Source organism: Paenibacillus sp. FSL R10-2736, assembly GCF_038000245.1.
GTDB classification, from domain to species: domain Bacteria; phylum Bacillota; class Bacilli; order Paenibacillales; family Paenibacillaceae; genus Paenibacillus_AQ; species Paenibacillus_AQ phytohabitans.
Genome location: NZ_JBBOBN010000001.1, coordinates 4,962,662 through 4,977,333, shown reverse-complemented (window position 1 = coordinate 4,977,333; position 14,672 = coordinate 4,962,662). Strand labels below are relative to the sequence as shown.

Sequence of the window (14,672 nt, the reverse complement as noted above, 5' to 3'; positions counted from 1 at the left end):
ATTTCCCCCATGTAGGACCTGGTGAGGCGGTTTTTGTCGAGAATTGTTAAGAGTTTGTTTAGAGCTGTCTGATAGAATGGACCGCAGATATGAAAATTTCTAGTTAGATTTAATTGTTTTTTGTCCGCGGATAAGCAAGATGAAGGGAGAATGCGGGAGCTAAGGGAGCGTATACAAACTGCAGCAAAGCTTGCTATACAGCGGACGGAAAATGATGAATGAATAAGGGGGAGCGATACATTGTTAATGAGCAGGGGATTGAAGAAGTATTTCTCGTTGTTACTCGTAATCAGTTTATTTGTGACAGGAGCATTGCCCGCATCTGCAGGTACGGAGAATACAGCTCCGGTAAGCTGGGAGAACCTAAGCCCGCTGCCAAGCGGCAACAAAGTAATGGGAGTAACTATAGGCGCAAATACAGTCGTTGTGGTAGGTGAAGGAGGAAGCGTGGGTACGTTCAGCAACTACACGACCTGGGCGATCCGTAATTCAGGGGTAGTTAATGACTTGAACGATATTATAAATATAGGCTCAGGGGCTAACGCCAAATTTGTTGCTGTAGGAGACAAGGGAACCGTCATAACGTCAACAGATGGTGCTTCCTGGACCACTCAGACTACAGGCATATCTGAAAATATATCTGAAAACTTGAATGCAGTTGTTTACAGCGGCAGCAGATTAGTCGCAGTCGGCGATTCAGGCAAAATAATTACGTCTAGCGATGGCGGCGTCACTTGGGCTGCTTCAACCTCAGGCGTTAGTGTGAATCTGAACGCTATTGCTTATGGTGACAGCAAGTTTGTAGCTGTTGGCGATGGCGGGGAAATTATTAACTCTTCGGATGGGCTGGCCTGGACGCCGCAGACTTCCGGTTCTACTAATGATTTGAACGGCATCAGCTATGGCGGCAATGTATTTGTTGCGGCCGGAGCTGCAGGTGAGATCCTAAGCGCCCCGAACGCTTTGGGCACATGGACAAAGGGAACGAATAGTATTAAGTCGGATTTCAATAGTGTATCTTATAGAAACAACAGATTTTTCATTGCCGGCGATGCAGGCAAACTGATATATTCAGCCACCGGAACGAACGGTTGGAGCAGTTCAGTTTCAGTAGCCGGAGCTACGGATAATCTGATGAAAATCAAGGCTACCGATTTTGGTTATTTTATCGTTAGCTCAGAGGGTACTGTATTTTTCGCGACAGCAAGTACTGGCGGAACGAGCAGCTGGGAAAAATTCAGCTCCCCCACCTCCAGTGCACTGAAGACGGTAACCTACGCCAATAATACCTATATTACCGTTGGTACAGATGGATTGATCGGTACTTCCACCGACGGTAAGGTCTGGTCGAAGGTTGCTAGCGGCACTACTAATGCTATTAACGGCATTGCTTACGGCAACAGCAAGTTCGTAACGGTCGGCTCGAACGGCCAAATCCTGACCTCCAGCAACAACGGTACTAGTTGGACAGCCGGAACCTCGGTGGATGCTATTACGCTTAATGGTATTGTTTACGGCAGCGGCCTTTTTGTTGCAGTAGGCAATAGCGGGAAAATTGTAGTGTCTTCAGACGGAGTCAACTGGGCGAGGATCTCCGACAGTAAGACCGTGAATCACTTAAATGCTGTTACCTATGGCAACGGCAAATACGTGGCTGTAGGTGCTGGCGGTACCATCGTAACTTCTTCCAATGGAGCGGAGTGGAAATCGGAAGATTCCAAAACGAACGGTAAATTGTTGAACGGCATCAGCTACGGCAGCGGTTTATTCGTGGCGGTCGGCGCGTCCGGAACGGTCGTAATCTCTGCGGATAGCTCAAGATGGTCGGCCAGAACCATTGACGGCCAAGTGAATCTGAATGGAGTTGCATCCGGAAGCGGAGTATTTATGGCAGCGGGAGACAGCGGGAATGTCTACTACACAGCTGATCCAAGCCAGACTTGGCACCCTGAGACTACAGGCACGACTAAAAAACTTAACGGCATCGGGTTTATTGCCGGGCAAGATCGTTTTATCGCAGTCGGTGACCCCGGCGTGATGATTGTGTCCTATCCGGTTCTCAACATTCCGCGGGTTATAAGTCAGTCTCCAGAGAATGCTGAGAAAGATGTAGCAACCGATGCTGAGCTGGTTCTGACTTTCAATCAGAAGGTGACAGCAGCCAGTGGAAATATTAACATTTACAAAGCTTCGGATCTGTCAGCTCCGCTTGAAACCATCCCGGTGGACGACAGCATCAGGGTAACCGTACAGAATAATACTGTAACGGTTAATCCGGAAAAGGATTTGGATAAAGGGACTAAATATGCAGTCACAATTGACAGCGATACGTTCTACAACGAGAGTGAAATTGGGAATGTAGCGATTGTAGGTGATGACTGGAGCTTTACGACAGTAGCCGAGCTGGATGAAACAGCTCCAATTGTAACTGCTTATTCTCCTGATAAGGGAGAGACGGGAGTAGCCATTGACGCGGATCTGACGCTTACATTCAGCGAGGATGTAACGAAGGAGAGCGGCAACATTGAGATTTACGAAAGCGCGGATAGCGATGTACCGGTGCAGATTATTCCAATCTCTTCTAATAACGTAGCGATCGATGGCAGCGTGATTACTATTGACCCGTTTTTCCCGTTGAAATACAATACAAGCTACTTTGTGAATATTGGAGATAGTTCATTCATTGATCCGGCAGGCAACTATTATGCCGGAATCACGGACAGCGAGACCTGGCAGTTTACAACAGAAGAGGCGCCGGATACTACACCACCGGTGGTGAGCTCTTATTCGCCTGAGGATAGAGCAACGGAGGTTGCCGCTGGCGCGAACCTGACCCTTACCTTCAGTGAGAATGTAACCAAAGCAGAAGGCAGCATTGAGATTTATAACAGTGCGAATAGCAATACCCCGGCTGTGACCATTCCTGTCACTTCCGAAAATGTAACGGTCCAAGGCAACTTGGTAACAATCAATCCGGAGGATAAGCTGGACTACAGCACAAGTTACTTTGTGAAGATCGGGTCCGGGGCATTCAAAGATCCGGCCGGCAACAATTATGCTGGCATCGAGAACAGCACAACCTGGCGGTTTACAACAACCGGTGAACCGGATACGGCTGCACCAACAGTAAGCGCGTATTTACCTGCTAACGGTGCAACAGGTGTAGGGGTTGAGACCGATCTTGTGCTTACTTTCAGCGAGAATGTAGCGGCGGGTGAAGGCAGCCTTGTGATCTATAACAGTGCGTCTGACATGTCGGTAGCTACGATTTCCGCCAGTGACCTAACCATCCTGAATGATGTAGTGACGGTTAATCCGGCTGACAATCTGGAGTATGGTACCAGTTACTTTGTTCAGATCACGGACGATGCATTCACAGATACAGCGGGCAACTACTTTGCAGGCATCTCTGACAGCACGACCTGGCAGTTTACAACAGTTGCTGCACCAGATACGACAGCGCCAGCAGTAACCGCGTTTTCACCTGAGCCTGGGGCAACGGAAGTGGGGATTGATGATAATCTTATCCTTACCTTCAGCGAGAATGTAACGGCGGGGGAAGGCAACATTGTGATCTACAATAGTGCGAATAATGCGCCGGTAGCTACAATTCCCGCTGCTTCCGGAAATGTAACCACCCAGAATCATGTAGTGACGATTAATCCGGCTGGCGATCTGAAGTATAGTACAAGTTACTATGTACGGATTGGAACCGGGGCGTTCAAAGATACTTCAGGCAACAGCTATGCTGGCATCACCGACAGCGGAGCATGGAATTTTACAACAACCGGTGTACCAGATAGAACCTCACCAACGGTGAGCACGTATTCGCCGGAGCCTTGGGCAACGGAAGTAGCTATTGGTGCTAATCTGGTTCTTACCTTCAGCGAGAATGTAAAGAAAGCGGAAGGCAGCATTGAGATTTTCAAAAGCACAGATGAGATTCATCCGATAGTGACGATTCCCGTCGCATCAGACATCGTAACGATTCAGAATAATGTTGTAACTATTAATTCGGCTGACAATCTGGAGCATGGTACAAGCTACTTTGTCCGGATTACAGAAGGCGCCTTTAAAGATAATGCAGGCAACAGCTTTGCCGGTATTGCAGGCATCACAGCCTGGCGGTTTGTAACAGCCAGCGGGCCTGATACAGCAGCGCCGCTGGTGACAGCTTATAGTCCGGCAGACAATGCAACCCAAGTATCCACATCCGCTGCGCTCTCATTGACCTTTAACGAGAATGTATTAGCCGGGGATGCCAATATTGATATTGTGAATGCGGCGGATGATATGATTGTAACGACGATTAAAGCGGGTAATCAGGCGCTTGTCACCATTACGAATGCTACCGTCAGCATTAATACAGGCGGTATATTGAAGCAGGGCGGCAGCTATTATGTATTGATTCACCCGGGTGCATTTACTGATGAGTCAGGGAACAGCTTTGCGGGGATTGCGGATAAAACCGTCTGGAACTTCTCAACCGTTCCTGTACCCGTCACGCCAACAGATCCTCCGGCATCGGGTTCTGGAGGTTCCGGAGGAGCGGCTCCTGCAGCAACACCGACACCGGGCACACAGACCGAAACCATTAATCTAAACGTTGAAAACGGCTCAACCCAAGGCCCCAATGTATCCTCCGTTGTCGTTAGCCGTACGAAGGATGCAAATGGTGTGAAAAGTGATGTCATTACGTTCGCATTGGATCAAGCGCTCAGAGCAATTAATGAGCTTAAGGCGGCTGGCTCCAATATTGCCAGAATCATTGTTCCTGATGTCAATGATGAGGTGGCGGAAACTAGACTGACGATTCCAGCCGCTTCCAGCAAGGCATTTGCCGATAATCAAATCAGTCTGGACATCTTCACGGTTAATGCGGAAGTGAAGGTGCCGGGAAGCTCTCTGGTAGGGTTTGGTACAGATATTTATTTCAACCTGGTACCCTTAAAAACGCAGCAGCAGAGTGCAGATGCTGAAGCGCGTGCAAAAGCACAGGTTCAAAGTCTGTCCGGAGGTGGGGCGGTGACGCTGGTAGGCCGTCCGGTAACGATTGATACCAATCTGCAGAGCCGTCCGGTGACGCTGGTGCTGCCGATTAACAACACTTCGTTAACTGCAGAACAGCTGAAGGCACTGGCGGTCTTCATTGAGCATAGCGACGGCACCAAAGAACTGGTTAAAGGCGAAATTGTACCCTTCGGCCAAACCGGCAAGTCCGGAATTCAATTTAATGTCAATAAATTCAGTACATTTACAGTTGTTCTTGCGCAAGATCCTGCGGTACAAGTGAAGGCTTATATGACGGGGTACGCTGACGGCACCTTCCAGCCGGGCAAGAGCATTACCCGTGCAGAAATGGCCAGCATCATTGCCCGTACCTTCAACCCGTCAGCCAGTACTTCCGGCGTTGCATACACAGATCTTGCTGCCGGCCACTGGGCAACAAATGCAATTAATCTGGTGAGCAGCAGCGGTATTATGAAAGGTTACGCTGACGGCAGCTTCAAACCAAACCAAACGATCACCAGAGCCGAAATGGCGACCATTCTGTCCCGTCTGGTTACTAACGGTCAGGGGAATGCAGTCAGCTTCAGCGATATTGCCGGCCACTGGGCACAGGCAGCCGTTGAAACGACGGCCAAAGCGGGCATGATCACCGGTTACGAAGATGGAACCTTCCGTCCGAACCAAACGTTAACCCGTGCGGAGGCCGTAACCATCGTCAACCGTGCCCTGGGCATCACTCCGCTGACAAGCGCGGCACCGCGATGGTCCGACGTCCCTGCGCAGTATTGGGCATTCGGCAATATCCAAGCGGCATCGGTGGATCACACAGCAGAATAATCACTACAAAAACAGCCCTTCCTTCCGTCTTCTGACGGGGGGAGGGCTGTTTTTTGCAAATTCGTTTAGACTGCCGGCGACTATTTGCTCATATCGAAATCCGGCATGCCGATCGTAGAGAACCACTGACGGATCTGTTCCTGATCCTTGGAGAAGGTGAGGCCGAGCTGAAGCAGGATTCTCGCTTTCTGCGGGAGCAGGTCGCCTGCGCCTATGATTCCTTTGGCTCCAGTGTCATATACCGCCCCTGAACCCGCGCGAGTCGCGCTGACGAACAGGACGCCCTTCTCGATTGCCGCTGTGCGGGCGGCTTGCTGCGCGGTGGAGATACCGCCGGCACCGTGACCCGCAGTTACAATCCCTTTAACGCCTTCATCGGCCAAGGCAGTGATGGGTGTTGCGGAGGCTTCCGTGTAGCTGTATACAACGTCAACCTTAGCCAGGTCCTCTGGCTGGATCGTGCTGAGATCAAATGGAGTTTTCCACTTATCCGTTCCGGCATCCTTGACGCGGGCTGGAGCACGAACGGCACGAATCCGGTTCTCGTCTACCGTTCCCAGAGCGCCGTACCGGCCCCCGTCAAAGGTATCCAGACGCAGAGCATCTGTCTTGGTGACTTCTCTTGCGGCGAAAAATTCATCGTTCATCATCAAAACAGTGCCATAGTAGGCTGTTTTTTGACTTGCTGCCAGCCGGATAGCATTAAGCAGATTGGCTTCCCCGTCGAAGGAGATAGTATTGGATTGTCTCATGGATCCTGTGAAGATAACGGGCTTCGGACTGCGGACGGTGAGATCGGTCCAGTAGGCCAGCTCTTCCATGATGTTGGTGCCGGTAGTAACAACTACTGCATTAACAGCCGGATTGGCCAGTTCCTTATCGATAGCGATCGTGAGGTTATATAAGTCCTTGGAGGTGGTTTGCGCCGAACTGATGTTGCTTAGCTCAGTGCTGGTGACATTAGCTACTTTGGATAGCTCGGGCTGTAATCTTTGGATAATATCATTAATCGGTACCTTGGGTGTGCCGTAAGTCTGAAACAGTTCTCTGGAAGGCGAAGTGGAGGTGATCGTTCCGCCGACGCCTACCACTACGACATTAGGAATAATTTTCCCGGGTACGCTGACTTCGGCGGCCTTCGTGATGGAAGGGAATGACAACATGGTGAAGAGAACAAGTAGGGCGGTGAAGAGACGTAGACTTCTTTTGTGAATAAAATTCATAAGTGACCTCCTTTTATTTAAAATTCAATGTAATTATATATGACATAAATCATAAATGTCAAAATGATATTTTTACTTTTATGTAAAATAAATCTATAAATATGCATCAAATATGTATAAATATTAGAAATAATTATTTTTAATGTTACTTTATATAACACAATGAGCATATTTGGCTCCGATAATCGGTTGCCGGTGCCAGCGTGGACGTCATGAGCGGGCTTCGCAAAGTTCATTGCGGCCGGGACGGGGCCGAGAAGCTGGCGTCCGAGCTGGCTGCTGTGAAGTAAGAGGTTTGTCCCGAATACAGCAGAATGGGCCGATCACATCCCTGTGACGGCCCATTCTGCTTTTGTACATTAAGCTTTCGCATTCTCATAGATATTCATGACCACCTGCTGGATCGGCAGTTCCTTGACGGAGATGTCGGAGAACTGGTGCTTCCGGGAGATATTTTCGATGAAGTCACTGATAGAAATCCGTGCTGTATCCACCTCAAGTGTAATCTGAAAGTCAGACGGCCGTTCGATGACCTTGGTGTAGGTGTTGTCGAAGTCAGTGCCCTGTGCAGATTCTACAAAAGTAAAACTAACCTGTTTCTTCTCCCCCAGGAAAAGCTTCAGCCGTTGAAGCGAATCATCAAACACCTTCTCCCCATGGTTAATGACAATCACTCGGTGGGCAAGCTCTTCCACGTCCTCAAGATCATGGGTCGTCAGGATACAGGTCATATTCTGTTTCTGATTCATCTGGCGGATGAATTCGCGGATCTTGACCTTGGCGATTACATCCAGGCCAATAGTCGGCTCGTCCAGAAACAGGATGTCCGGTCCATGCAGCATCGCCATGACGAATTCGCATTTCATGCGTTCACCGAGGGATAGCACCCGGGTGGGCTTTTCAATCACAGAAGCTATATCCAGCAGCCCGGTCAGTTCTTCCAATCGGTTGTTGTAATCCTTAGTGGTAATCCCGTAGATGGCTTTGTTCATGTTGAAGCTGTCGATCGGCGGAATATCCCAGATCAGCTGGGATTTCTGGCCGAAGACGGCCCCGATTTGGCCGACATAACGCTTCCTGTCCCGGGCAGGCGAATAACCCAGTACCTGAATTTCTCCACTTGTGGGGTAGAGCGCGCCGCAGAGCATTTTGATAGCGGTGGATTTGCCCGCCCCGTTGGGCCCCAGAATGCCGCAGATTTCACCTTGCGCAATGGAGAAGCTGATATCGCTTACGGCCTGGACTAGGACTTCTTCACGCTGGAATAAGCTCCTGAAGGTCTGCCCCATGCCTGCGCCACGCCTATAGGTTGTATATGTCTTGGTCAAATGCTTCACATCAATAACCGGCTTCATCCGCCTACCCCCTCGTACAATCTGATCATATGCCGGTATACCCATACGGCTGCTGCCATAAATAAAAAGCAGGGCACAATCGCCGCGAAATCGCTCGCTTGCACCCGTCCCAATAAAGCCGACGCCGGGAGGAAGCCTACCATGCCCACAGGAATGATCATCGTGGCTACGGCCTGCACAGCCTGAGGGAATATCGGCAGCGGATATTTGCCGACTTGCAGCACGCTGTCCGCAAGCTCAGAAATTCGCGAATTGCCTACCCATTTGAAGGACATCGCAGCCATTATCAGAGATAATCCGGCCAGGACAGCTGTCCCGGCGATGAACATGCCGGCGAACTGCAACCAAGCGAGCGCAGAAATCGCGCCTACATGCAGGGCTGAGAAGATGAACAGCGCCACACCGCCCAGGAACAGGCCGATACTTTCGGTAGAAAATGTCGTGGCCACAATGAAAAACAGCGGGTTCAGCGGTTTAAGCAGAATCACCTCGAAGCTGCCCTCGCGAACATGCGACATGGTGGTCCAGAGAACCCCGCCGAAGACAAGGCTGGAGAGGCCGCTGGACATGGTGAACACAGACTGGATCAGCAGTACTTCATACAGGCTCCAGCCCGGGAAGCTGGTGCCTGACCTGTAGATCAGCAGGGTCACCAGCGGAAAGAGAATGTTGCCGGCCAGCGTGATCAGGCTGCTGACGATGAAGTTCATCCGGTAAGCCGCAGCCGATTGAACAGCGGAGTACATACACTGCTTATACACTTCCAGATACCGTTTCATGTTGAGAATTGTCCTTTCATCAGGGCATTCACGCGCCGACAGCCGTGAATTGCTTCATGGCCTGGCGGCGGATAGCCTCGTTAAGTCCAAAAGTAATCAGCACTGCCACGGCCTGCAGTCCTACCGCCTGCGGAATGGACAGCTCCAGGCCGCCGAGCGAATAATGCCCGGTGAACACCATTGCCGGCATGTAGGCGATGTATTGGAACGGCAGGAAGAACTGGATGACCTGCAGCCAGTGCGGGAAGAAGGCGAGCGGAATGAGCGCCCCTGAGAAAATAGCCGACACCAGCATGAACGCGCTGCGGATTCCGCCCGACTGCACTAGCCAGAATGAAGTCAGACCAATCGTATAGTTCACATAGAAATTCATCAGAAAAGCCAGCAGCACTGACAATAGTGTCCACGGGAAACTTGCCGGCCGCATATCGATTCCGAATATAAAAATAAAAATGAAAAGGCAGGGCACAAATTCAAACAGGAAGCCCAGGAAGCGGTGCCCGAGCTTCTGGAACAAGGCGAAGGAACGGTGATGAACCGGCCGCAGATGAAAGGTCAGAAACTTGCCGGTGCGCACGAGCATGGACAGGTTCCAGTCGGCAAAATCCATAATCAGATAACCGATCAGCGCCGTTGCCCCGAAATAGCGGATCATCTGGTGGAGATCCATTCCCCCCAGTGTAGCTTGCCCGCCATATACCGCTGTCCAGATGAAATATTGCACCATGAAATATACAGGGCCGACGATAACGGAAACCAGGGAATGGGTGCGGTAGGCACTCCACTCTTTATAGGTCACCTCCGCTACCGAGCGGCAAACAAGCCAGTTATGCTTAAGGCGGTTCATTTAGATCAGTCCTGACCAGATAATATTGGTTACATTGAACAGCCCTTCCGCATACCAGTTATCGTCAGTGAAAGGCACGAACCATACCGCAGCAAGCTGTTCTGCAGGGTCGATAGCCATGCAGCAGGCACCTGCACCTTCATGAAAGTAACTGCCCTCAGAGTAGAGGAAGGCAGGACCTTGTCTCATATCCAGTCCAATCCCGTAGCTCCGGTCTTTGACATTGTTACCCCAGCAGTAATCGGGCACGCCATAGAGGGTGCGGGTGGTGAGCTTCTCGACGGCCTTGCGGCCCACAATCCGGGTATCGCCCAGCGTGCCCATGCTCAGCAGCATATTGGCGAACAAGATGAGATCGGCGGGTGTTGAGACCAGGCCTCCGCCGGTACTGGACACCGTCTCCCACAGCTTTTCTGCCGGAGAGAGCTCTGGCTGAGTACCATGGATCAGGTCATGGAGCCGCTTTTCTTTTCTTTCGTTTCTTATAATGAAGCGTGCAGCCAGCTCCGGAGTCGGTTCCCACATCGTATCCTTCATTCCGAGCGGCTTCAGAATCTGCTCCTCTATGTACTGCTCGGCGGTAACGCCAGTGATTTTCTTAATAATCTCACCGAGGATACAGAAGCCGAATGAGCAATATTGCCACTCCTCGCCAACCTTTTTATTAACCCCGCAGCTCAGTGCAGCTGAAATCCAGTCCGGCTTACCCTCCTCAGGATTATACTTGTCGAAGTACTCTTCGATCAGCTGCCAGTAAGACTTATGGTAGGGGATCATGCTGCCGGCACAGTCGGGAAACAGGCCCGAGGTATGGGTCAGCAGGCTGTAGATATCGATTTTGCTGAATGGCTCCACGTTAAAGGGCTCCAGAATCGTCCCGACAGGAATGTCCAAGCGGATGAATCCGTCCTCCACAAGCTTAGCAATGGCTACTGAGGTAATGGCTTTGGTAATGGATGCGATATTATGGACGGTTGCCGGTAAAAGCGGTTCCGTCCGGTCCTCACGGTATGAGCGGGGCCCTATGGCGCCGTGCATGAATGTCTTGCCGTATCTGGATACGCAGTAAGAGGCAGCCTGGATCTTCTTGTCATCGATCAGATTCTGGAAATGGCTGTGCAAAACACCGATTCGTGAAGCGTCATAACCTACCTCTGCCGGTGAGCAGTCGGTATTACCAAGAGTGTGCAGCATAATATGCCTCCTTAAAATTTAGTAGTGCCGTGTACGGCTCAAATAAATATCTAAGCGCTTTCACTGTGACAAGCACATGCCAATCAGGATGGCAATGGCTGCTGGCACGATACGTCTAAGTATATTCCAAGGATTGGATGTTGCAATGGGGAGTTTGTTTATAACCAAACTTGACTTAGTGAGCTGCTGTTATGGAATAACAAGAATGTGATATAGTGGTGAGAAATTAACAGGGAGAGACAGGATGGCGGGGAATGTTCGTGTTGAACATATATTAAAGGAGTGAATCACCTATGTACGAGCAGAAAACGAAAGAGACTGAGCAGAGCGTCGCCCAGTTTATTGAACAAATAGAGAGTCCAGGGAAACGTGAGGGTGCTTATAAATTATTAGATATTTTCAGCGAAACTACGGGTTATCCGGCGAAAATGTGGGGCCCTAGCATTATTGGTTTCGGAACGTACCACTACAAGTATGCGACAGGGCATGAAGGGGATGCACCGCTGGTAGGCTTCTCGCCGAGAAAAGCGAAGATCAGCCTATACTTTGCAGCGGGTGATGCCCAGCGGGAAGAGCTGCTGCAGAGGCTGGGGAAGCACACAGCGGGCAAAGCCTGTATATACGTAAATAAGCTGGACGATATTGATGCCGTTGTCCTGAAGGCATTCATTCAGCAATCTGTGAAGTTCTTAAGAGAGACTTACGGAGCTTGAAGCCTGCAAGTGACAGCAATGTCACATGAGACCTCTTAATTAGCAGGTGAATCGCACGACAGTGCTTACCCGACCCCCTACAATGAAGGAGTTGGCTGGAACGGATACTTCACTCCGCCCTTTGGAACTCCAAATTTAAGGACATTAGGGAGAGGCTGCAGTTGAAACAAGGTAATATCAAAAGGAATAACAAAAGGGATAACACCCGTATCAAGTCCGGCATTCTAAGCGCTCTGATTATAATGGGTTGTGTTAATGTGGGAAGTGCCTATGCTCAGCAGCCGGAATCTTCAGTGAGTCCAGCCTCTATCGAACTGCATGCCGAACTCAGCCGCGCATCCGCTGCAGATGTACGAAATGGCCCTCATGATGCGAAGGAAGTCGAGGCGTTTCTGGATGATTTTTTTGCCAGATCGGATATTAAGGCGAAAGCCGGAGCTGCTGCGGTCTCAGTCGTTCAGGACGGGGAGACCCTTATCTCTAAGGGGTATGGGGTAACCGGCAAATCAGCGAAGTCAGGGGTAGATGCAAGCAGGGATACGTTCCGGATCGGCTCCGTGTCCAAGGTATTCACTGCAGCTGCCATTATGCAGCTGGTCGATCAAGGGAAGATCTCACTTCAGGACAATATTGAAAAATACCTGGACGGCTATACGCTAACGAATCCTTATGATACTCCGGTGACGGTGGAACATCTGTTGACGCATACGACAGGTTTTGAAGTACGCGAACCTGCCGACGCCAGCTATCTGTACGACACTTCCCGTAAGCCGGTTTCTTTAAAGGAAAGTATCTATGATGTCTTTCCTCCTGTGGTCCGCGAGCCGGGAGCCTCTTACATGTACGATAATTTCGCTTCCAGACTACAGGGATATATCGTGCAGCAGGTAAGCGGAGAATCCTTCGGGAGCTATGTGGAGAACCATCTGTTTAAGCCGCTTGGCATGAATTCAAGCGGCTTCAGTGTAACTCCTGAATTGGCAGACCGGCTCGTACCTTCCTATGACGGGGAGGGCGGCGCTATATCGCTATACGGCTTCTCTCCGGCGGAGTGGCCTGAAGGCAGCATGTTATCAACCGCATCTGATATGGCGCTATTCATGGAAGCTTTTCTGAATGGCGGCAAGGCTGCTGACGGTACGGTAATCCTGTCCGGGGAATCGGTTAAGGCTATGTCTTCCTACCGGATGGTTATTCATCCCGATTTGCCGGATACGACCTATGGCTTTGAAGCGCCTGTAATCCCGGCCCTGACGAAAGGGGAGAAGGTGATCTCCAAAGGCGGAGACATTCTAGGTTACAGCTCTCTGCTGTGGGTTCTGCCTGACCGGCGTACTGGAGTGTTCGTATCATACAATACCAATCAGGATTTGCGTAATGATCTGTTCACCGCATTTATGAATCATTATTATGCAGGGGGACAATCGCCGTATGAACCGAAGGGGTATCAGGTACAGGCTGCGGAGGAACTGGCCAGGTTCGAGGGCTTGTACTCCGATCTAAGAATTAAGCTGCTGACGAAAGTTCAAGCAAACGTAGACGGCACCCTAACGGTGAGTGATGTGCTCAGCCGTCATCAGATGAAGCAGATTGGCGAGCTGCTGTTCGTGGATGAGGAGGGGAATCCGCTGGCCTTCAAAGCGGATAATGAAGGTCATATCCTCTATATGAAATACTCCAATCTATATAGCTATGCTACCAAACTCCCGGAGAATCCAGCCGGATTTCCGGATGTGCCGGCCAATCATCCGTATGCCGGCTATATTCTGAGCCTGCGGTCACTGGGCTTCTTGACAGAGAAGCTTTCGGAGCCGTTTGGGCCTGAGCAAAAAGTTACCCGCGGAGCGTTCATCCATACGTTTAATACGATATGGAGCATCCCGGAGTCATCGAATCCGTCCTTATTCAAGGACACCGGTAATTCACTGTACGGGCAGGATATTCAAGCTGCTGTCGATGCTGTCCGTTCAATTGTTAGCTGGAAGCTGTATGGACCGGAGGTTACAGAGTCGGACGGCATATCCGACTACGGTTCACAACGTGCGCTGAGCAAACAGGAGATGGCGGCTCTGCTGTTCCGCATGCTGCTGCCGCAATAAGAACATACAGGGAGAAGGGGCGATTCATCCGCTCCTTTTTTTGTGCTGCAGGTAATTTTCACATGGCCTGTTAACTTTGTAATGGTATTTCTTATAATTCCATGCGACAATGCCATTCTGGAGGGATGAAGCATGAATGATGAATACACGGTTCAGTTAGCGGAATTATCAGATCTCGATTCCTGGATGCACATGATTGATATCGTCCGCGATAACTTTCCGGGTATAGATACGGATGAATTACTGGCAGGCTACAGGCAGACGGTAATTAAGAATATGAACAGGCGAACTGCGGTGTGTGCCAAGCTTGCCGATGAGGTAGTTGGACTTCTGTTATTTTCATATAATGCCAAGTGCCTCTCCTGTATGGCTGTCCATCCTGAACACCGGAGACAAGGTATTGCTGAAGCTATGATTCAGCGGATGCTGCCGTTATTTCCGGAGGATGCGGATATCTCTGTAATAACCTTTAGGGAGAATGACAGCAAGGGGATTGCCCCGCGTTCATTGTATAGAAAAATCGGCTTTACCGAAGCGGAGCTGGTGGAAGAATTCAATTACCCTCATCAGAAATTTGTCCTGCGGAATAGGGGAGTGCAGAGTTGAATTTAGCCT

The 14,672-nt window shown here is 50.3% G+C and carries 9 protein-coding genes; 4 read left to right on the top strand and 5 right to left on the bottom strand.

Translation table 11 applies throughout. From position 1 onward, the window contains the following. Window positions 1–246: 246 nt before the first annotated feature. Window positions 247–5,847, top strand: coding sequence for an Ig-like domain-containing protein (locus NSQ73_RS21455; RefSeq protein WP_340989352.1), 5,601 nt, complete (start codon window positions 247–249; stop codon window positions 5,845–5,847). Between the two features lie 80 nt (window positions 5,848–5,927). Here the strand turns inward: NSQ73_RS21455 and NSQ73_RS21450 are convergent, their stop codons facing one another. The 5 genes from NSQ73_RS21450 to NSQ73_RS21430 form a co-directional block, all read right to left on the bottom strand. Next, entirely contained in the window at window positions 5,928–7,070 is a 1,143-nt protein-coding gene (locus tag NSQ73_RS21450) for an asparaginase (protein ID WP_052770157.1), read from the bottom strand. A gap of 359 nt (window positions 7,071–7,429) precedes the next feature. After that, window positions 7,430–8,425, bottom strand: a complete 996-nt coding sequence (locus NSQ73_RS21445; RefSeq protein ID WP_042135467.1) for an ABC transporter ATP-binding protein — start codon at window positions 8,423–8,425, stop codon at window positions 7,430–7,432. Further along, entirely contained in the window at window positions 8,422–9,204 is a 783-nt protein-coding gene (locus tag NSQ73_RS21440; protein ID WP_340988100.1) for an ABC transporter permease, read from the bottom strand. Before NSQ73_RS21440 ends, NSQ73_RS21445 begins: the two co-directional genes overlap by 4 nt. A 28-nt stretch (window positions 9,205–9,232) precedes the next feature. Then, a complete protein-coding gene (locus NSQ73_RS21435; RefSeq protein ID WP_340988099.1) occupies window positions 9,233–10,051 on the bottom strand; it encodes an ABC transporter permease in 819 nt (272 codons plus the stop codon). Next, entirely contained in the window at window positions 10,052–11,245 is a 1,194-nt protein-coding gene (locus NSQ73_RS21430) for a serine hydrolase domain-containing protein (RefSeq protein ID WP_340988098.1), read from the bottom strand. It lies immediately after the preceding gene. A gap of 293 nt (window positions 11,246–11,538) precedes the next feature. Here NSQ73_RS21430 and NSQ73_RS21425 point away from each other — a divergent pair, with 293 nt between their 5' ends. The 3 genes from NSQ73_RS21425 (at window position 11,539) to NSQ73_RS21415 (ending at window position 14,663) form a co-directional block, all read left to right on the top strand. Then, window positions 11,539–11,958: a DUF1801 domain-containing protein gene (locus NSQ73_RS21425; protein WP_340988097.1), complete on the top strand. Its 420-nt coding sequence runs from the start codon at window positions 11,539–11,541 to the stop codon at window positions 11,956–11,958. A gap of 161 nt (window positions 11,959–12,119) precedes the next feature. Continuing rightward, window positions 12,120–14,057, top strand: a complete 1,938-nt coding sequence (locus NSQ73_RS21420; RefSeq protein ID WP_340988096.1) for a serine hydrolase — start codon at window positions 12,120–12,122, stop codon at window positions 14,055–14,057. 132 nt (window positions 14,058–14,189) lie between these two features. Further along, window positions 14,190–14,663 carry a GNAT family N-acetyltransferase gene (locus tag NSQ73_RS21415; RefSeq protein WP_340988095.1) on the top strand — a complete coding sequence of 158 codons (474 nt, stop codon included), beginning with the start codon at window positions 14,190–14,192 and terminating at the stop codon, window positions 14,661–14,663. The last annotated feature ends 9 nt before the right edge of the window (window positions 14,664–14,672 follow it).

Bases quoted from the DNA above. Each gene is read 5' to 3' on its own strand.
- NSQ73_RS21455 (WP_340989352.1), top strand. From the start codon at position 247: ATGAGCAGGGGATTGAAGAAGTATTTCTCGTTGTTACTCGTAATCAGT.
- NSQ73_RS21450 (WP_052770157.1), bottom strand. From the start codon at position 7,070: ATGAATTTTATTCACAAAAGAAGTCTACGTCTCTTCACCGCCCTACTT.
- NSQ73_RS21445 (WP_042135467.1), bottom strand. From the start codon at position 8,425: ATGAAGCCGGTTATTGATGTGAAGCATTTGACCAAGACATATACAACC.
- NSQ73_RS21440 (WP_340988100.1), bottom strand. From the start codon at position 9,204: ATGAAACGGTATCTGGAAGTGTATAAGCAGTGTATGTACTCCGCTGTT.
- NSQ73_RS21435 (WP_340988099.1), bottom strand. From the start codon at position 10,051: ATGAACCGCCTTAAGCATAACTGGCTTGTTTGCCGCTCGGTAGCGGAG.
- NSQ73_RS21430 (WP_340988098.1), bottom strand. From the start codon at position 11,245: ATGCTGCACACTCTTGGTAATACCGACTGCTCACCGGCAGAGGTAGGT.
- NSQ73_RS21425 (WP_340988097.1), top strand. From the start codon at position 11,539: ATGTACGAGCAGAAAACGAAAGAGACTGAGCAGAGCGTCGCCCAGTTT.
- NSQ73_RS21415 (WP_340988095.1), top strand. From the start codon at position 14,190: ATGAATGATGAATACACGGTTCAGTTAGCGGAATTATCAGATCTCGAT.